This is a genomic window from Escherichia sp. KTE159, from assembly GCF_000408805.1.
GTDB classification, from domain to species: Bacteria; Pseudomonadota; Gammaproteobacteria; order Enterobacterales; family Enterobacteriaceae; genus Escherichia; species Escherichia marmotae.
In genome coordinates, this window is record NZ_KE137292.1 from 2293104 (window position 1) to 2310822 (window position 17719).

Below are 17719 nucleotides of genomic sequence, written 5' to 3' on the forward strand. Positions count from 1 at the left end.
TGGGTGATTAGCTCAGCTGGGAGAGCACCTCCCTTACAAGGAGGGGGTCGGCGGTTCGATCCCGTCATCACCCACCACTTCGGGTCGTTAGCTCAGTTGGTAGAGCAGTTGACTTTTAATCAATTGGTCGCAGGTTCGAATCCTGCACGACCCACCAATGTAAAAAAGCGCCCTAAAGGCGCTTTTTTGCTATCTGTGATTTGCGAAATTGCCTGATGCGCTTCACTTATCACACCTACTATTTCCGGCAATTCCTGCCCCCTCACCTACTGTGTCAATGCTGCCAACAGCTTAACCATCGCAGGCGTCACCTGCTGTGTTTCATAAACAATATATAAATCCGCAGGGATGCGCTCTTTGAGCGGACGGAAAATGACACCTGGCCAGTTCATTTGTGCGTAGCTGTCCGCTATCAATGTGATACCAATACCCATACTGACCATGGCGAGTACCGTTTGCGGTTCATTAACTTCACGAATAACAACCGGTGAAAATCCCACCTGCTGGCAAACTCGCTGCAAAAAATCCCAGTCAGTGTACACAGGCGGCATTGTAACAAAATACTCGTCACGTAGCGCCTCCAGTGGGACGGTGGAAAATGATGAGAGATGATGCTCTTCAGGCATCGCCACCAGAAACGCCGATTCATGCAACCGTAAGCTGGTAAAACCTGCCGGTGGTTCTGTCGCCATTCGCCAGATCCCGGCATCGAGTTCACGTCGTTCCAGCAGGGCCATTTGCATCGCGGGCATCTTTTCGCGAAAAAGAACTTCAACGTTAGGATTTTCCCTGAGGAATCGCCGCATAACCGGGCGCATCCGTCCCCACATTGCCGTTCCCACTACGCCGAGTTCAATCCGCCCTGCTTCTCCCCGACCTATTTGTTCAACCCGAGCCAATACATTATTTGCATTCACCAGCAATCGACGCGATTCTTCCATCAAGATTTTGCCCGCGTGTGTCAGTACGACGCTGCGCGAATGGCGAATAAAAAGCTGCGTGCCGAGTTGATTTTCCAGCTCTTTAATATGAATACTGAGCGGAGGCTGAGACATATTTAAACGCGCTGCTGCGCGGCCAAAATGCAACTCTTCCGCTACGGCAAGAAAATAACGGAGCAACTTAAGATCTGTTCTGTATACGCGTTCCATAATTAAGTGCTCCATATAATAAATACATCGTATTAAATTATCATGGCATAAAGTATTTCACCACCAGATATCCGACATACATAAACACAATGGATAATATACCCGGTAATACATTTGGTACAGGAATAGGCAAGCGCACGATTGTAAATAAAGCACCAATACCAAAACCAACGCCGGAAGAAAATAAAATATCTTTCACTAATTAACCTTTATCATAAAAGCAGCTCTGAAGAGCAGAGCTGCGAATCCTTTTAATGAGTCACCGCTTGATGCTTTATCTTTTCAGGGTCATGATTATATTTAAACCCAAAGAAAAATATCACTGCGAGAAAAAGAGCATATCCTGCAAACACCAGCCAGATAGTTTGCCAGTCTTTTACGCCATCTACCGAGAAGTAATCTACTGCCATACCACTCAGAATCGAGCCAACCCATGCGCCGACACCATTTACCATGGTCATAAAGAGCCCCTGCGCGCTGGCACGGATGCTGGAATCAACTTCCTGTTCGACAAATACCGAACCAGAAATATTGAAGAAATCAAATGCACAGCCGTAAACAATCATCGACAGCAGCAGCAAAATAAAGCCGGTTGGTGACGGATCTCCATAGGCGAAGAAGCCAAAGCGCAGCGTCCAGGCCACCATACTCATCAGCATGACGGTTTTGATGCCAAAACGCTTCAAAAAGAACGGAATCGTCAAAATGAAACCGACTTCAGCCATCTGTGAAACTGACAGTAAAATGGAGGGATATTTCACCACGAAGCTATCAGCAAACTCCGGGTTACGGGCGAAATCATGCAGGAATGGATTACCAAAAACGTTGGTAATTTGCAGTACCGCACCCAGCATCATGGCAAAGAGGAAAAAGATGGCCATGCGTGGATTTTTAAACAGCACGAAAGCATCCAGACCCAGCTTGCTGGCAAGCGACGTGGTCGATTTTTTCTCCGCAACCGGAATCTTAGGCAAAGTCAGCGCATAAGCCGACAGCAGCAATGACGCACCAGACGCAACATACAACTGCAGGCTGCTCAATTCCAGATGCAGTAAGCTGACCGCCCACATCGCGACAATAAATCCTACCGTACCAAAAACGCGAATGGGCGGGAAAGCAGATACGGGGTCAAGCCCTGTCTGAGCAAGACAGGAATACGAGACGCTGTTCGATAATGCGATAGTCGGCATAAATGCCATCGCATTAATTAACATCACCCAAAACATCGTATCCGGATCACTCACCGACGCCGCATAAAAAAGTACACCAGCGCACACCAGATGACACAGCATATATGCACGTTCAGCGCGCAGCCATTTGTCCGCGATGATCCCCATAATACCGGGCATAATGATCGCGGCGATACCTTTGGAGCTATAGACCATACCGACGTTCGCGCCGGTGAAATGAAGGGTATTAATCATGTAAGATCCAAGGGTAACCAACCAGCTCCCCCAGATAAAATATTGCAAAAAGGACATTACCTTTAAGCGCATAGCGATGCTCATAATCGTTTCCTTGTCGCATCATATGGCCTCACCCGCGAGGCCGTTTCTTATTGTTTTTCTCAGGCAATTTTGCGCAGAAAGCCGCAAATAAGGTTGATGAAGTTCTGCTTAGAGAGCTCCGCAGCCGCCAGCGTTTGGGCATGTGACAATTTCACATCGCTTAAACCTTCCGCCATATTGGTAATCGCAGAGACCGCAACTACTTTAAGGTCGCAATGGCGAGCTGAAATAACCTCAGGCACCACAGACATACCAACAACATCCCCACCAATAATTTGCATCATGCGAATTTCCGCCGCAGTCTCGAAATTCGGCCCCGGATACGAGACGAACACGCCCTCCGTCAGAGGGAATCCCTCTTCTTTCGCCACTTTTTGTAACAGTGCGCGGTATTCCGCATCGTAGGCATTTGCCAGTGAGAAGAAACGCTCTCCAAAACGATCATCGTTAAGACCCACCATCGGCGTACCTGGCATGGTGTTGATATGATCTTTCAATGCGACCAGGCTGCCTGCCCCCACTTCCGGACGCAGTGAGCCTGCCGCATTGGTGCAGAACAGTAGCTCGCAGCCCAGCAGCTTAAAGGTACGAATTGCGTCAGTCATGATGGTCATTCCACGACCCTCGTAGAAATGTCCGCGACCTTTCATACATACCACCGGTACGCCCTGGAGATGGCCCAGCACTAACTCCCCCGCATGACCATGTACCGTACTTACCGGGAAACCTGGCAGCTTTTCGTAGGAAATTGCGACAGCGTTCTCAATCTGATCAGCCAGCGCGCCCAGCCCGGAACCTAAAATAAAGGCCACTCGTGGCGTGAAATTAGGTTTATAAGTCTTGATAATATCTACGCAAAACAGCGAGTTATGAGAAAATTGAACCTGAGACATATATATCCTTTTTCTGTAGGGTGGAATCTAACGCCTTTTTATAGCGAGGTTGTCCCGGCTCTTACCAATACACTTTTCTCACGCATTCAATAGCGATTCGATATCGATGGATTTATATCTTTTCTCTATTAATCAATGGTAAAAACTGTATTGGCGATATTAATTCCTTTGCATTAACAATATATCGTTTTTAACAAACCACTTTATTAAGCAATCTACTAATAACGATCAGCATAGGGATTTATGCTATGAAAAAACATCTTTTAACTCTGACTCTATCCTCTATATTAGCGATACCTGTTATATCTCATGCAGAATTTAAAGGCGGTTTTGCAGATATCGGCGTGCATTATCTGGACTGGACCAGTCGGACTACCGAAAAATCGTCAACAAAATCACACAAAGATGATTTTGGTTATCTTGAAATTGAAGGTGGCGCTAACTTTAATTGGGGAGAAATGTACGGGTTCTTCGACTGGGAAAACTTCTATAACGGTCGCCATAATAAACCAGGTAGCGAGCAGCGTTATACCTTTAAAAATACCAACCGTATTTACCTGGGTGACACCGGATTTAATCTTTACCTGCACGCGTATGGCACCTACGGATCTGCAAATCGCGTGAATTTCCACGACGATATGTTCCTGTACGGTGTCGGCTACAATTTCACCGGCAGCGGTTGGTGGTTCAAACCGTTCTTTGCTAAGCGTTATACAGATCAAACCTATTACACTGGCAACAACGGCTATGTAGCCGGCTGGGTTGCAGGTTACAACTTTATGCTGGGCAGTGAGAAATTCACTCTCACCAACTGGAACGAGTACGAGTTTGACCGTGACGCTACCTATGCGACGGGTAATGGCGGTAAAGAAGGGCTGAACGGCGCAGTTGCACTGTGGTGGAATGCAACATCACACATCACTACGGGGATTCAGTATCGATATGCGGATGACAAACTGGGCGAAGATTTTTACCAGGATGCGATAATCTACTCCATCAAATTTAACTTCTGATTAATTACTGCCGGGGCTCCCGGCAGTATGAATTCATTCTATATCTGATACAACGGATCCCCTTCCCGCTCAGCCATTAGCGCATGACCCTGGTCTCGTACCACATCCCATAACGCTTCAGCGGCAGTGGAAAGTGAACGGTTCTTCCTGCGCACCAACATCAACTGGCGTTCCACCACCGGCGTAATACGCTTTACCACCAGTGGGCTACCTTCAGGTAATGGCAGCGCCAGTGCGGGAAGAATACTGATGCCGATGCCTGCGGCTACCATCGGGAACAACGTCGCCGGATGACCAATCTCCTGCACAATATTTGCCTGAATACCGTTGCGCGCCAGCGCTGCATCAATCAGCGGTCGGCTGCCTGACGCGTAATCCTGCAACACCAGTTTCGCTCCCTGTAATGCCTGCCAGGGTACATAATCTTCCGCGGCCAGAGAGCTATCGCGATGACAAAGCAAGAAGAAAGGCTCGGAAAGAATCGCTTCACATTGCAGATCGCCCACTGGGCCTGGATCGATGACGATGCCAAAATCGACATCTCCCTGGCGAATACTTTCCATCACCCACTGCTGCGGACGATCGTGCAGGACAAACTGAATATCTGGATAGCGGCGATGGCTTTCAGCAATGCATTGCGGAATAAGATGCGCGGAAATGGTCTGGCTGGCAGCGACCCGAACTTTTCCGCTCAGTTGTTGCCCCATACGCCCGGTATCGCGCAACGTGCTGTTTAGTTCATCCAGCAGTCGCTCAAGACGCAAAGCCAACTGCAGCCCTGCATCTGTAAGCACCACTTCACGCGTGGTTCTGTCCAGCAGGCGAACACCCGTATGGTTTTCCAGCTCCTTCACACTGTGACTCACTGCCGACTGGCTCAGGCCAATACGCTCTCCTGCGCGACTAAAACTTTTCTCCTGCGCTACTGTGACGAAAACCTTTAATTGTTTTAAAGAATAATTCATCTATTTTCTTCATAAATGGATGCAATAAATCAATTTTATTTCTCAAACTGGAAGAAGCACAATAGAACCATCGATCATCTGGAGTCTTTATGAAACTTTTTCGTATCCTCGATCCTTTCACCTTAACCCTGATCACAGTGGTATTACTGGCTTCCTTCTTCCCGGCCAGAGGCGATTTCGTCCCGTTCTTTGAAAATCTGACTACGGCAGCTATTGCCCTGCTGTTCTTTATGCACGGCGCAAAATTGTCGCGTGAAGCGATTATCGCTGGCGGTAGTCACTGGCGGCTACATTTGTGGGTAATGTGCAGCACCTTCGTGCTGTTCCCAATTCTGGGCGTACTGTTTGCCTGGTGGAAACCGGTAAATGTCGACCCGATGCTCTACTCCGGTTTTCTCTATCTGTGCATTCTTCCGGCTACCGTGCAGTCCGCAATTGCCTTTACCTCAATGGCGGGTGGTAATGTCGCGGCTGCAGTTTGCTCTGCGTCAGCATCCAGTCTGCTGGGGATTTTCCTTTCGCCGTTGCTGGTTGGTGTGGTGATGAATGTTCACGGTGCAGAGGGTAGCCTCGAGCAGGTCGGTAAGATTATGCTGCAACTGTTGCTGCCGTTTGTGTTGGGGCATCTTTCCCGCCCGTGGATTGGTAACTGGGTGGCGCGCAATAAAAAGTGGATTGCGAAAACCGATCAAACATCCATTCTGTTGGTGGTTTATACGGCATTTAGCGAAGCAGTCGTTAACGGTATCTGGCATAAAGTCGGCTGGGGATCGCTATTGTTTATTGTGGTGGTTAGTTGCGTGCTGTTGGCTATTGTGATTGTGATTAACGTCTTTATGGCGCGCCGACTGGGTTTCAATAAGGCGGATGAAATCACTATCGTCTTCTGTGGCTCGAAAAAGAGTCTGGCGAATGGTATCCCAATGGCAAACATTCTGTTCCCGACATCGGTGATCGGTATGATGGTGCTGCCATTGATGATTTTCCATCAGATCCAACTGATGGTTTGCGCGGTACTGGCGCGTCGTTACAAGCGCCAGACCGGGCAGTTACAGTCGCAGCAGGAAAGCCACGGAAAGGTTTAAAGCGGGCGTTTCAGGGGCTGGACCAGTTGCGTCAGCCCCTCCGTTTTAATCAGCAGCGTGATTTGCATTAGCTCACCGAGTTTCCCTGCCGGAAATTCATCTTTGCGGGCAAACCACAGCAGATACTCCTCCGGCAGGTCAATTAAGCGACGCCCTTTGTACTTGCCAAACGGCATTATCGTATTGGCTATTTCAATCAACTGCTCTTTTTCCATCTCAGTTGCCCAACAAACGCAGCATTTCAGCTTCGTCGATCACTTCAATGCCCAGTTCCTGCGCTTTCGCCAGTTTAGAACCTGCGGCTTCTCCGGCAATCACCAGGTCGGTTTTCTTCGACACGCTGCCCGCCACTTTCGCGCCCAGTTCGACCAGGCGAGCTTTAGCGTCATCACGCGACATCTGACTTAAGCTACCCGTGAGCACCACCGTTTTACCAGCAAACGGGCTGTCGATCTCTTCCGCGTTGATGACTACCGGCGCAGGCCAGTGAACGCCTTCCGCCAGCAGTTCACTGATGACATTACGGTTACTTTCTTCGGCAAAGAAGTTGTGCACATGAGATGCGACGACAATTCCAACATCGGGCACTTTTTGCAGCTCTTCAATCGAAGCCGCTTCCAGCGCTTCCAGCGTGCCGAAATATGCCGCCAGACCTGATGCCGTTGCCTCACCGACTTCGCGGATGCCAAGCGCATAAAGGAAGCGGGCAAAGGTGGTTTCTTTCGCTTTTTCCAGTGCGTTAACCACGTTTTGCGCCGATTTCGGCCCCATTCTCTCCAGCCCGGTGAGCTTACCCACCGTTAACTTGAACAGATCCGCAGGCGTATGGACATATTCTTTTTCAACCAACTGGTCGATGATTTTGTCTCCCATACCGTCAACGTCCATCGCGCGACGGGAAACAAAGTGTTTCAGCGACTCTTTACGCTGGGCGGCGCAAATCAAACCACCAGTACAGCGAGCCACAGCCTCGCCTTCCACTCGTTCCACGTCAGAACCGCATACCGGGCAATGCGTCGGGAATACTACCTCACGAGTATCTTCCGGGCGTTCAGAAAGCACCACGTTAACCACTTGCGGGATCACGTCGCCAGCACGGCGAATCACCACTTTATCGCCAATACGTAAGCCAAGACGTTCGATTTCATCGGCATTGTGTAGGGTGGCGTTGCTCACCAGCACACCCGCGACATGGACAGGTTCGAGACGTGCAACAGGCGTAATCGCGCCAGTACGCCCAACCTGAAACTCGACGTCACGCACAAAAGTCATCTGCTCCTGTGCCGGAAATTTAAACGCCACTGCCCAACGAGGGGCGCGCGCAACAAAGCCAAGCTGTTCCTGCTGCGCCAGGGAGTTGACCTTAATTACCACGCCGTCGATATCAAAGCCCAGCGTCGGGCGGTCTTCTTCTACTTTATGGTAGAACGCCAGCACCTCTTCCGCCGATTCGCATAACGTGACGCGATCGCTGACCGGTAATCCCCACTTTTTAAATTGCAGTAAACGACTAAGATGAGTATCTGGCAGCTCACCGCCTTCCAGCACGCCAACGCCGTAGCAGAAGAAAGTGAGCGGCCGCTTGGCTGTGATACGCGGATCAAGCTGACGCAATGAACCTGCCGCCGCATTACGTGGGTTAGCAAACACTTTTCCGCCCGTGCGTCGCGCATCTTCGTTGATCTTTTCGAAGCCCGCCTGCGGCAGGAACACTTCACCACGCACTTCCAGACGCGCCGGGATATTCTCACCGTGTAGTTTCAGCGGAATGGCGCGAATAGTACGGACGTTAGATGTGATGTCTTCCCCGGTAGTGCCATCGCCACGGGTTGCTGCGCTCACCAGTACGCCATTCTCATACAGAATGCTGACGGCAAGGCCATCGAGCTTCAGCTCACAGCACCAGGTCACTTTTTCGTTACTTTTCAGACGATCCTGAACGCGTTTGTTGAAAGCAAGAAAACTCTCTTCATCAAAAACGTTATCCAGCGACAGCATCGGTACTTCATGACGGATCTGGCTGAAAGCCGCTAACGGTGCTGCACCTACACGTTGAGTGGGTGAATCAGGGGTAATCAGTTCTGGATGTTTGGCTTCCAGCTCGCGCAGTTCGCGCATCAGGCGATCGTATTCAGCGTCAGGAATTTCCGGCGCATCCATCACATGATAAAGATATTCATGATGACGAAGCACCGTTCGCAGTTCTGTCAGTTGTTGTTCGATTGATTCCATATCGCACCATCAATGCTAAAAACCCCCGACAAGCGGGGGTTCGAAGAGAAGTTGATTTAATTTAAGTGTATCAGGCGTTAGCGTCTTTCACTTCGCGGATGATGTCCTGATACTCGCGCAGTTTCTGCGGAGTCATCATACGGCGCTGATCATCAAGCACCACGCCGCCCACTTCATCAGCGATATGCTGCGCAGATTGCAGCATCAGCTTGAAGTTTTGCAGTTCATCACCATAAGACGGCACCTGCATAAAGATAGTGACACCCGGTGTAGTGAAATCCTTCATTTCAGGATCAAATGTTCCCGGTTTCACCATATTCGCCAGGCTGAATAACGCCGGGCCACTGCCGTCCGGGCTAAGATGACGATGGTAAATATTCATATCGCCAAAGATAAAGCCCGCCTGCTGAATGCTGTTAAGAAGCAGTTCACCGTTCAGCTCGTTACCGTGATGCGCTGCGACGTTCATAATGATCACCGCTTCTTTGCGCTTCGGCTTATCCATGACAGGCACCGGTTCAGCCACAGGCTCAGGCTGCGGTGTTGCTACGGGTTCCGCAGTCTGGAAAGCCTGCTGCGCCGGTTGTGGCGCTGGCTGTGTCGGCTGCGGAGCTGACTGTACCTGCGAAGCAACAGGCTGTTCAGGCTGCGGCGGGTAGGCCGGCTGCTGTACTGGCTGTGGTTGCTGAACAGGATGCGCTGAATGCGGAGCATGTTGCGGCGATACCTGCGCTTCAGGCGGCTGCTGAACCGGTTGACGCGGCTGCGCAGACGCATAAGGCGGTTGGTACTGGTGTTGCGGCGACGGACGAGCAGCCTCATGCTCCTGGGCGTTAGCCGGGGCATGATTTACGCGGTGAACACGAACCTCACCAACGCCCTCATCATCTTCGACATCCTCGTCATAAGAATCGTCGTCACGTTTTGACTTCATTCGTTTTAATGGCCGATCGCGGAACATAGAAGATCGTTCTTTACGGCTGGTCCAGAAACCATGTACCAGTAAAGCGATTATGGCGATCGCGCCAACAATGATTAATATCAGACGCAAATCCTGCATCATTATATTCTCTGTTGTTCTAACACCTTGCCACCACGGCAAACATTTACTCACTAAGAGTATTTGCCGATTACCTCAAGTGCAAGTGCACTCTTAACTTTCACAGCACAAAGATAGATGAAATCGTGCTTTTTGCTGTTTTTTCGAACATATCCTAACTGTCCATTGCGCAATTACCCGGTAAAATACGCAGAATTTTCCTGGGATTGGTCAAAAGGAGCATATCCTGATTATGATTTCAACATTCACATCTTCCCCACGCAGCGGTTTTTACTATTTTGCGCAAGGCTGGAAGCTCGTCTCGCAACCCGGGATTCGGCGTTTTGTTATTTTACCTCTGTTGGTCAATATTTTGTTGATGGGAAGTGCATTCTGGTGGCTCTTTACTCAACTGGATGCCTGGATCCCATCATTAATGAGCCACGTGCCTGACTGGCTGCAATGGTTGAGCTATTTGCTGTGGCCTGTCGCGGTTATCTCCGTTCTACTGGTTTTTGGCTATTTTTTCTCAACTATTGCGAACTGGATTGCCGCACCGTTTAACGGTTTATTGGCTGAACAGTTGGAAGCCAGGCTGACAGGCGCTACGCCGCCGGATACCGGCATCTTTGGCATCATGAAAGATGTGCCGCGAATTATGAAACGCGAATGGCAAAAATTTGCCTGGTATCTGCCACGCGCCATCGTATTGCTGATCCTCTACTTCATCCCGGGCATCGGGCAAACCGTCGCGCCAGTACTGTGGTTCCTGTTCAGTGCCTGGATGTTAGCCATTCAGTACTGCGACTATCCGTTCGACAACCACAAAGTGCCGTTCAAAGAGATGCGCACTGCCCTGCGCACGCGCAAAATCACCAATATGCAGTTTGGCGCATTAACCAGCCTGTTCACGATGATCCCGGTGCTCAACCTGTTCATCATGCCAGTGGCCGTCTGTGGCGCGACAGCAATGTGGGTCGATTGTTATCGCGCTAAACATGCATTGTGGAAGTAACAGTCTCCTGGTTATTTTGTAAACTTTTTGTATGGAAGAGGGGTGGCTTATGCACCCTTATTCCATCTTGCAAGCCATTATTTCCCTTCTGCATATAGATATGCTAAATCCTTACTTCCGCATATTCTCTGAGCGGGTATGCTACCTGTTGTATCCCAATTTCATACAGTTAAGGACAGGCCATGAGTAAGATTTTTGAAGATAACTCGCTGACTATCGGTCACACACCGCTGGTTCGCCTGAATCGCATCGGTAACGGACGTATTCTGGCGAAGGTGGAATCTCGTAACCCCAGCTTCAGCGTTAAGTGCCGTATCGGTGCCAATATGATTTGGGATGCCGAAAAACGCGGCGTGCTGAAACCCGGCGTTGAATTGGTTGAACCAACCAGCGGCAACACAGGTATTGCTCTGGCTTATGTGGCTGCCGCTCGCGGTTACAAACTCACCCTGACCATGCCAGAAACCATGAGTATTGAACGCCGCAAACTGCTGAAAGCTCTGGGCGCAAACCTGGTGTTGACCGAAGGCGCGAAAGGCATGAAAGGCGCAATTCAAAAAGCAGAAGAAATTGTCGCCAGCAACCCAGAAAAATATCTGCTGCTGCAACAATTCAGCAACCCGGCGAATCCAGAAATTCATGAAAAAACCACCGGTCCGGAGATCTGGGAAGATACCGATGGCCAGGTTGATGTATTTATTGCTGGTGTTGGTACTGGCGGTACGCTGACCGGCGTCAGCCGCTACATTAAAGGCACCAAAGGCAAGACTGATCTCATCTCTGTCGCCGTTGAGCCAACCGACTCTCCCGTTATCGCCCAGGCGCTGGCAGGTGAAGAAATCAAACCCGGCCCGCATAAAATCCAGGGCATAGGTGCTGGCTTTATCCCGGCTAACCTTGATCTTAAACTGGTCGATAAAGTTATTGGCATCACCAATGAAGAAGCTATCTCTACCGCACGTCGTCTGATGGAAGAAGAAGGCATTCTTGCTGGGATCTCTTCTGGCGCGGCGGTTGCCGCTGCATTGAAGCTGCAAGAAGATGAAAGCTTTACCAATAAGAATATTGTGGTTATTCTGCCATCATCGGGTGAACGTTATTTAAGCACTGCATTATTTGCCGATCTCTTTACCGAGAAAGAATTGCAACAGTAATGCCAGGTTGTTAGAAATGCGTAAAAAAGCACCTTTTTAGGTGCTTTTTTGTGGCCTACTTCAAATTTTCGCCCCTCCTGGCATTGATTCAGCCTGTCGGAACTGGTATTTAACCTGACTAATTATTTTGATGCGCGAAATTAATCGTTACAGGAAAAGCCTTAGCTGAATCGATTTTATGATTTGGTTCAATTCTTCCTTTAGCGGCATAATGTTTAATGATGAACGAAACGTCAGCGGCCAACATCCGCCAGCAATGGACTGCATAGAACACTTCGTGCGTCGCGTCTGTTAAAACTGGCGCTAACAATACAGGCTAAAGTCAAACCGCCAGGCTAGACTTTAGTTCCACAACACTAAACCTATAAGTTGGGGAAATACAATGTTCCAGCAAGAAGTTACCATTACCGCTCCGAACGGTCTGCACACCCGCCCTGCTGCCCAGTTTGTAAAAGAAGCTAAGGGCTTCACTTCTGAAATTACTGTGACTTCCAACGGCAAAAGCGCCAGCGCAAAAAGCCTGTTTAAACTGCAGACTCTGGGCCTGACTCAAGGGACCGTTGTGACTATCTCCGCTGAAGGCGAAGACGAACAGAAAGCGGTTGAACATCTGGTTAAACTGATGGCGGAACTCGAGTAATTTCCCGGGTTCTTTTAAAAATCAGTCACAAGTAAGGTAGGGTTATGATTTCAGGCATTTTAGCATCCCCGGGTATCGCTTTCGGTAAAGCTCTGCTTCTGAAAGAAGACGAAATCGTCATTGACCGGAAAAAAATTTCTGCCGACCAGGTTGATCAGGAAGTTGAACGTTTTCTGAGCGGTCGTGCCAAGGCATCAGCCCAGCTTGAAACGATCAAAACGAAAGCTGGTGAAACGTTCGGTGAAGAAAAAGAAGCCATCTTTGAAGGGCATATCATGCTACTCGAAGATGAGGAGCTGGAGCAGGAAATCATAGCCCTGATTAAAGATAAGCACATGACGGCTGACGCTGCTGCTCATGAAGTTATTGAAGGTCAGGCTTCTGCCCTGGAAGAACTGGATGATGAATACCTGAAAGAACGTGCGGCTGACGTGCGTGATATCGGTAAGCGCCTGCTGCGCAACATCCTGGGTCTGAAGATTATCGACCTGAGCGCGATTCAGGATGAAGTCATTCTGGTTGCCGCTGACCTGACGCCGTCCGAAACCGCACAGTTGAACCTGAAGAAGGTACTGGGTTTCATCACCGACGCGGGTGGCCGTACTTCCCACACCTCAATCATGGCACGCTCTCTGGAACTGCCAGCCATTGTGGGTACTGGTAGCGTCACCTCTCAGGTGAAAAATGACGACTATCTGATTCTGGATGCCGTAAATAATCAGGTTTACGTCAATCCAACCAACGAAGTTATCGATAAATTGCGCGCTGTTCAGGAGCAAGTAGCTTCTGAAAAAGCAGAGCTTGCTAAGCTGAAAGATCTGCCAGCCATTACGCTGGACGGTCACCAGGTAGAAGTGTGCGCTAACATCGGTACTGTTCGTGACGTTGAAGGTGCAGAACGTAATGGCGCTGAAGGCGTTGGTCTGTATCGCACCGAATTCCTGTTCATGGACCGCGACGCGCTGCCGACTGAAGAAGAACAGTTCGCGGCCTACAAAGCTGTGGCTGAAGCGTGTGGCTCGCAGGCGGTTATTGTTCGTACCATGGACATTGGCGGCGACAAAGAGCTGCCGTACATGAACTTCCCGAAAGAAGAGAACCCGTTCCTCGGCTGGCGTGCTATCCGTATCGCGATGGATCGTAAAGAGATTCTGCGCGATCAGCTCCGCGCTATCCTGCGTGCCTCTGCTTTCGGCAAATTGCGCATCATGTTCCCGATGATCATCTCTGTTGAAGAAGTACGCGCACTGCGCAAAGAGATTGAAATCTACAAACAGGAACTGCGCGACGAAGGTAAAGCGTTTGACGAATCAATTGAAATTGGCGTGATGGTGGAAACACCGGCTGCCGCAACAATTGCGCGTCATTTAGCCAAAGAAGTTGATTTCTTTAGTATCGGCACCAATGATTTAACGCAGTACACTCTGGCAGTTGACCGTGGTAATGATATGATTTCACACCTTTACCAGCCAATGTCACCGTCCGTGCTGAACTTGATCAAGCAAGTTATTGATGCTTCTCATGCTGAAGGCAAATGGACTGGCATGTGTGGTGAGCTTGCTGGCGATGAACGTGCTACACTTCTGTTGCTGGGGATGGGTCTGGACGAATTCTCTATGAGCGCCATTTCTATCCCGCGCATTAAGAAGATTATCCGTAACACGAACTTCGAAGATGCGAAGGTGTTAGCAGAGCAGGCTCTTGCTCAACCGACAACGGACGAGTTAATGACGCTGGTTAACAAGTTCATTGAAGAAAAAACAATCTGCTAATCCACGAGATGCGGCCCAATTTACTGCTTAGGAGAAGATCATGGGTTTGTTCGATAAACTGAAATCTCTGGTTTCTGATGACAAAAAAGATACCGGAACTATTGAGATCATTGCTCCGCTCTCTGGCGAGATCGTCAATATCGAAGACGTGCCGGATGTCGTTTTTGCGGAAAAAATCGTTGGTGATGGTATTGCTATCAAACCAACTGGCAACAAAATGGTAGCTCCGGTTGACGGCACCATTGGTAAAATCTTTGAAACCAACCACGCGTTCTCTATCGAATCTGATAGCGGCGTTGAGTTGTTCGTCCACTTCGGTATCGACACCGTTGAACTGAAAGGCGAAGGCTTCAAGCGTATTGCTGAAGAAGGTCAGCGCGTAAAAGTTGGCGATACTGTTATTGAATTCGATCTGCCGCTGCTGGAAGAGAAAGCTAAGTCAACCCTGACTCCGGTTGTTATCTCCAACATGGACGAAATCAAAGAACTGATCAAACTGTCCGGTAGCGTGACTGTGGGTGAAACCCCGGTTATCCGCATCAAGAAGTAATTCTTGCCACAGTGAAAAATGGCGCCCGTGGGCGCCATTTTTTTATGCTTCCGCCAGCGGCGGCAAAATCAATTCATCGCTTTCATGCTGCTGGGTATAACACATCACCTCCAGCACGCGTAAACCTGCGCTGTGCACTGCGTCGGTTAACGCCTTCCCTTTCAGTAATCCACTGATAAGTTGAGCGCAAAACAGATCGCCAGTACCTTTAAGATCCGTTTTTACCCGAGAGTGGGAAATGACATTCACGCTATCGGCACTGACCACCACCACCTGCATATCCTGATTGTCTTCATTGCCGGAAGCGCTGGTAATAACCACCCATTTTAATGTCTCTGAAAGCAGGCTTTTTGCAGCAGCAATGGCGCTGTCGAGATCGCGGCAGTTTTTACCGGTCAGGATTTCCAGCTCAAAGATATTTGGCGTAATCCCCTGCGCCAGTGGCAGTAAATATTGCCGATACGCATCGGGAAGGTCAGGTTTGACGTAAATACCACTATCAATATCGCCAATCACCGGATCGACCATAATCAGCAAGTCAGGATGCTCTTCGCGTAAGACTGTCAGCCATTCGGCAAGGATTCTAATTTGTGACGCTGTCCCCATATAGCCCGTAGTCACCGCACGTAACTTACGCAGCGCATCACGCTCTTTCAGTGCGCGCAAATAACCGCTAAACCACTCGTCCGGAATCGCACCACCGTAGAACGTGTCATAATGCGGCGTATTACTCAGCAACACGGTCGGTACGGCAAAGACATTCAGGCCGTTCTGTTTAATGGCAGGCACGGCAATGCTGTTGCCTACGCTGCCATACACCACCTGCGACTGCACGGCGACGATATCCGCCTGCAACGCCCTGCTCTTATCGTTAAACAACAACAAACTACTCATTTAATAATTTCTCCTTGCCGATGATCCTCATCGTACCCCAACCGAAACTTTACCTGATTCTGGCAGTCAAATCGGCTAATACAACACAAGGATAAGGCAATTCAGTGAAGAAAATCATTTGTCTGGTCATCACACTGCTGATGGCACTCCCCGCTTACGCGAAGTTAACTGCCCATGAAGAAGTCAGAATTAACGCCATGCTGGAGGGATTAGCGCAGCATAAGGATTTGATATTCATACGCAATGGCGATCAACATACTTGTGATGAAGCAGTTTCTCATCTGCGCTTGAAGCTGGGTAATACCCGTAACCGCATTGATACTGCCGAGCAATTCATTGATAAGGTTGCTTCGTCGTCATCCATTACCGGGAAGCCTTACATCGTGAAGATGCCCGGTAAGAGCGATGAAAATGCGCAACCTTTTTTACATGCGCTGATTGCGCAGACGGATAAAACAGTGCCTGAGGAAGGGAATTAATCCGCTTTGGCAAGGCATTTACAGGAGGTAACATGAAAAAATGCTTTATTTATAACGATGAAAAATCGAGTAAATTTTGGTGGATAGATTACGAAGGGGATAGTTTAGCTGTCAACTATGGCATTTGTCGGCAGCAACAACTGCCGACAAATCAGATTATTGACAAAGTGCACTTTGTTTATGCCGGATGCGGCGTAAACGCCTTATCCGGCCTACAAAATATTGCTAATGCAATATATTACAGGAACCTTGTAGGCCTGATAAACGTAGCGCATCAGGCTGTTTTGCGTTTGTCATCAACCTCCAATGCTATTAATCCTTAAATCCCCGCCCCCTGGCTAAAGTGTTCTTCGCCAAACACCCCGGTGGAAAGGTAGCGATCGCCACGATCGCAGATGATCGCTACCACCACTGCGCCAGGGTTGGCTTTTGCCACGCGTATCGCACCGGCAACCGCGCCGCCGGAGCTGACGCCGCAGAAAATCCCTTCCCGCACCGCCAGTTCGCGCATGGTGTTTTCCGCGTCGCGCTGGTGAATATCCAGTACCTCGTCCACCAGAGAAGCGTTAAAGATGCCCGGCAGATATTCCGCTGGCCAGCGGCGAATCCCCGGAATGCTGCTACCCTCTTCCGGCTGCAGGCCAACAATCGTTACCGGTTTGGATTGTTCGCGCATAAACCGTGACACGCCGGTGATGGTGCCAGTCGTCCCCATGCTGGAGACAAAATGCGTAATGCGACCGCCGGTTTGCTGCCAGATTTCCGGCCCGGTGGTGGTGTAATGCGCATAAGGATTATCGGGGTTATTGAACTGGTCGAGCAGCTTGCCTTCACCACGATTCGCCATCTCCAGCGCCAGATCGCGTGCGCCTTCCATGCCCTGCTCTTTAGTGACAAGAATCAGTTCCGCACCGTAGGCACGCATCGCCGCGCGACGTTCCTGGCTCATGTTGTCGGGCATCAGCAATTTCATGCGATAGCCTTTTAGCGCGGCGATCATTGCCAGCGCAATGCCTGTGTTACCACTTGTGGCTTCGATTAACACATCACCGGGTTTAATTTCCCCACGCTTTTCCGCCTCGACAATCATTGATAATGCCGCGCGGTCTTTCACCGAACCCGCAGGGTTATTCCCTTCCAGTTTTAACCACACTTCACTGCCGTTATCCGGCCCCATTCGCTGCAACTTCACCAGAGGCGTATTGCCAATTGTTTGTTCTAATGTACTCACGATCTCTGTCCATACGTGGTGTTGCCTGATGCGACGCTTGCGCGTCTTATCAGGCCTACAGGTTATAAACCTTGCCATTAAAAAGCCCGGATCGCGGG

18 protein-coding genes, 2 tRNA genes and 1 pseudogene are annotated in these 17719 nt (G+C 49.6%); 11 read left to right on the top strand and 10 right to left on the bottom strand.

The features are described 5' to 3' along the window. Position 1 precedes the first annotated feature (1 nt). Positions 2 to 77: transfer RNA gene (locus A31E_RS10685), tRNA-Val, on the top strand. A gap of 4 nt (positions 78 to 81) precedes the next feature. Then, a tRNA-Lys gene (locus tag A31E_RS10680) sits at positions 82 to 157 on the top strand. A 109-nt stretch (positions 158 to 266) separates the two neighbouring features. Here the strand turns inward: A31E_RS10680 and xapR are convergent. The 4 genes from xapR to xapA are packed head-to-tail and all read right to left on the bottom strand — an operon-like array spanning position 267 to position 3552. Continuing rightward, on the bottom strand, positions 267 to 1151 hold the full coding sequence (gene xapR / locus A31E_RS10675; RefSeq protein ID WP_001516822.1) for a DNA-binding transcriptional regulator XapR: 885 nt from the start codon (positions 1149 to 1151) through the stop codon (positions 267 to 269). Between the two features lie 40 nt (positions 1152 to 1191). Further along, positions 1192 to 1350: a DUF1427 family protein gene (locus A31E_RS0122820; RefSeq protein WP_000651752.1), complete on the bottom strand. Its 159-nt coding sequence runs from the start codon at positions 1348 to 1350 to the stop codon at positions 1192 to 1194. Positions 1351 to 1402: 52 nt separating this feature from the next. Next, the gene (xapB, locus tag A31E_RS10670; RefSeq protein ID WP_016249037.1) at positions 1403 to 2659 is read right to left on the bottom strand and encodes a xanthosine/proton symporter XapB; all 1257 of its coding nucleotides are present in this window, start codon (positions 2657 to 2659) and stop codon (positions 1403 to 1405) included. 59 nt (positions 2660 to 2718) lie between these two features. After that, complete coding sequence (gene xapA, locus A31E_RS10665; protein WP_000084579.1) at positions 2719 to 3552, bottom strand: xanthosine phosphorylase; 834 nt, start codon at positions 3550 to 3552, stop codon at positions 2719 to 2721. Between the two features lie 248 nt (positions 3553 to 3800). Between xapA and A31E_RS10660 the strand changes: the two genes are divergently transcribed. Further along, positions 3801 to 4565 carry a nucleoside-specific channel-forming Tsx family protein gene (locus A31E_RS10660; protein WP_000716416.1) on the top strand — a complete coding sequence of 255 codons (765 nt, stop codon included), beginning with the start codon at positions 3801 to 3803 and terminating at the stop codon, positions 4563 to 4565. Positions 4566 to 4603: 38 nt separating this feature from the next. Here A31E_RS10660 and A31E_RS10655 read toward each other — a convergent pair whose 3' ends face one another. Beyond that, positions 4604 to 5530: a LysR family transcriptional regulator gene (locus A31E_RS10655; RefSeq protein ID WP_016249038.1), complete on the bottom strand. Its 927-nt coding sequence runs from the start codon at positions 5528 to 5530 to the stop codon at positions 4604 to 4606. 89 nt (positions 5531 to 5619) lie between these two features. Between A31E_RS10655 and A31E_RS10650 the strand changes: the two genes are divergently transcribed. Beyond that, positions 5620 to 6615 (top strand): bile acid:sodium symporter family protein, encoded by a 996-nt coding sequence (locus A31E_RS10650; RefSeq protein WP_000765619.1) that lies wholly within the window; start codon positions 5620 to 5622, stop codon positions 6613 to 6615. Here the strand turns inward: A31E_RS10650 and A31E_RS10645 are convergent. The 3 genes from A31E_RS10645 to zipA form a co-directional block, all read right to left on the bottom strand. After that, positions 6612 to 6830, bottom strand: coding sequence for a DUF3820 family protein (locus A31E_RS10645; RefSeq protein WP_000410201.1), 219 nt, complete (start codon positions 6828 to 6830; stop codon positions 6612 to 6614). The two genes, A31E_RS10650 and A31E_RS10645, sit on opposite strands and share 4 nt — an antisense overlap. 1 nt (position 6831) lies before the next feature. After that, on the bottom strand, positions 6832 to 8847 hold the full coding sequence (gene ligA / locus A31E_RS10640) for an NAD-dependent DNA ligase LigA (RefSeq protein ID WP_016249039.1): 2016 nt from the start codon (positions 8845 to 8847) through the stop codon (positions 6832 to 6834). A gap of 70 nt (positions 8848 to 8917) precedes the next feature. Beyond that, a complete protein-coding gene (zipA, locus tag A31E_RS10635) occupies positions 8918 to 9910 on the bottom strand; it encodes a cell division protein ZipA (RefSeq protein ID WP_016249040.1) in 993 nt (330 codons plus the stop codon). Between the two features lie 229 nt (positions 9911 to 10139). Here zipA and cysZ point away from each other — a divergent pair, with 229 nt between their 5' ends. The 5 genes from cysZ (at position 10140) to crr (ending at position 15017) form a co-directional block, all read left to right on the top strand. Beyond that, the gene (gene cysZ, locus A31E_RS10630; protein ID WP_000626012.1) at positions 10140 to 10901 is read left to right on the top strand and encodes a sulfate transporter CysZ; all 762 of its coding nucleotides are present in this window, start codon (positions 10140 to 10142) and stop codon (positions 10899 to 10901) included. Positions 10902 to 11083: 182 nt separating this feature from the next. Next, the gene (gene cysK / locus A31E_RS10625) at positions 11084 to 12055 is read left to right on the top strand and encodes a cysteine synthase A (RefSeq protein WP_000034402.1); all 972 of its coding nucleotides are present in this window, start codon (positions 11084 to 11086) and stop codon (positions 12053 to 12055) included. Positions 12056 to 12437: 382 nt separating this feature from the next. Continuing rightward, positions 12438 to 12695: a phosphocarrier protein Hpr gene (gene ptsH, locus A31E_RS10620; protein WP_000487600.1), complete on the top strand. Its 258-nt coding sequence runs from the start codon at positions 12438 to 12440 to the stop codon at positions 12693 to 12695. 44 nt (positions 12696 to 12739) lie between these two features. After that, the gene (gene ptsI / locus A31E_RS10615) at positions 12740 to 14467 is read left to right on the top strand and encodes a phosphoenolpyruvate-protein phosphotransferase PtsI (RefSeq protein WP_000623129.1); all 1728 of its coding nucleotides are present in this window, start codon (positions 12740 to 12742) and stop codon (positions 14465 to 14467) included. 40 nt (positions 14468 to 14507) lie between these two features. Further along, a complete protein-coding gene (crr, locus tag A31E_RS10610) occupies positions 14508 to 15017 on the top strand; it encodes a PTS glucose transporter subunit IIA (protein WP_000522247.1) in 510 nt (169 codons plus the stop codon). A gap of 42 nt (positions 15018 to 15059) precedes the next feature. Here the strand turns inward: crr and pdxK are convergent, their stop codons facing one another. After that, the gene (gene pdxK, locus A31E_RS10605) at positions 15060 to 15911 is read right to left on the bottom strand and encodes a pyridoxine/pyridoxal/pyridoxamine kinase (RefSeq protein ID WP_000096626.1); all 852 of its coding nucleotides are present in this window, start codon (positions 15909 to 15911) and stop codon (positions 15060 to 15062) included. 104 nt (positions 15912 to 16015) lie between these two features. Between pdxK and A31E_RS10600 the strand changes: the two genes are divergently transcribed. Both A31E_RS10600 and A31E_RS25360 read left to right on the top strand, forming a co-directional pair. Beyond that, complete coding sequence (locus tag A31E_RS10600; RefSeq protein WP_000719937.1) at positions 16016 to 16390, top strand: YfeK family protein; 375 nt, start codon at positions 16016 to 16018, stop codon at positions 16388 to 16390. 32 nt (positions 16391 to 16422) lie between these two features. Further along, positions 16423 to 16512, top strand: a pseudogene (locus A31E_RS25360) (WGR domain-containing protein); the annotation flags it as partial. Between the two features lie 197 nt (positions 16513 to 16709). Here the strand turns inward: A31E_RS25360 and cysM are convergent. Then, positions 16710 to 17621, bottom strand: a complete 912-nt coding sequence (cysM, locus tag A31E_RS10595) for a cysteine synthase B (protein WP_001516829.1) — start codon at positions 17619 to 17621, stop codon at positions 16710 to 16712. Positions 17622 to 17719 lie beyond the last annotated feature (98 nt).

What these genes read in the sequence shown, in the direction of transcription:
- xapR (WP_001516822.1), bottom strand. Translation starts at nt 1,151, where the DNA reads ATGGAACGCGTATACAGAACAGATCTTAAGTTGCTCCGTTATTTTCTT.
- xapB (WP_016249037.1), bottom strand. Translation starts at nt 2,659, where the DNA reads ATGAGCATCGCTATGCGCTTAAAGGTAATGTCCTTTTTGCAATATTTT.
- xapA (WP_000084579.1), bottom strand. Translation starts at nt 3,552, where the DNA reads ATGTCTCAGGTTCAATTTTCTCATAACTCGCTGTTTTGCGTAGATATT.
- A31E_RS10660 (WP_000716416.1), top strand. Translation starts at nt 3,801, where the DNA reads ATGAAAAAACATCTTTTAACTCTGACTCTATCCTCTATATTAGCGATA.
- A31E_RS10655 (WP_016249038.1), bottom strand. Translation starts at nt 5,530, where the DNA reads ATGAATTATTCTTTAAAACAATTAAAGGTTTTCGTCACAGTAGCGCAG.
- A31E_RS10650 (WP_000765619.1), top strand. Translation starts at nt 5,620, where the DNA reads ATGAAACTTTTTCGTATCCTCGATCCTTTCACCTTAACCCTGATCACA.
- A31E_RS10645 (WP_000410201.1), bottom strand. Translation starts at nt 6,830, where the DNA reads ATGGAAAAAGAGCAGTTGATTGAAATAGCCAATACGATAATGCCGTTT.
- ligA (WP_016249039.1), bottom strand. Translation starts at nt 8,847, where the DNA reads ATGGAATCAATCGAACAACAACTGACAGAACTGCGAACGGTGCTTCGT.
- zipA (WP_016249040.1), bottom strand. Translation starts at nt 9,910, where the DNA reads ATGATGCAGGATTTGCGTCTGATATTAATCATTGTTGGCGCGATCGCC.
- cysZ (WP_000626012.1), top strand. Translation starts at nt 10,140, where the DNA reads ATGATTTCAACATTCACATCTTCCCCACGCAGCGGTTTTTACTATTTT.
- cysK (WP_000034402.1), top strand. Translation starts at nt 11,084, where the DNA reads ATGAGTAAGATTTTTGAAGATAACTCGCTGACTATCGGTCACACACCG.
- ptsH (WP_000487600.1), top strand. Translation starts at nt 12,438, where the DNA reads ATGTTCCAGCAAGAAGTTACCATTACCGCTCCGAACGGTCTGCACACC.
- ptsI (WP_000623129.1), top strand. Translation starts at nt 12,740, where the DNA reads ATGATTTCAGGCATTTTAGCATCCCCGGGTATCGCTTTCGGTAAAGCT.
- crr (WP_000522247.1), top strand. Translation starts at nt 14,508, where the DNA reads ATGGGTTTGTTCGATAAACTGAAATCTCTGGTTTCTGATGACAAAAAA.
- pdxK (WP_000096626.1), bottom strand. Translation starts at nt 15,911, where the DNA reads ATGAGTAGTTTGTTGTTGTTTAACGATAAGAGCAGGGCGTTGCAGGCG.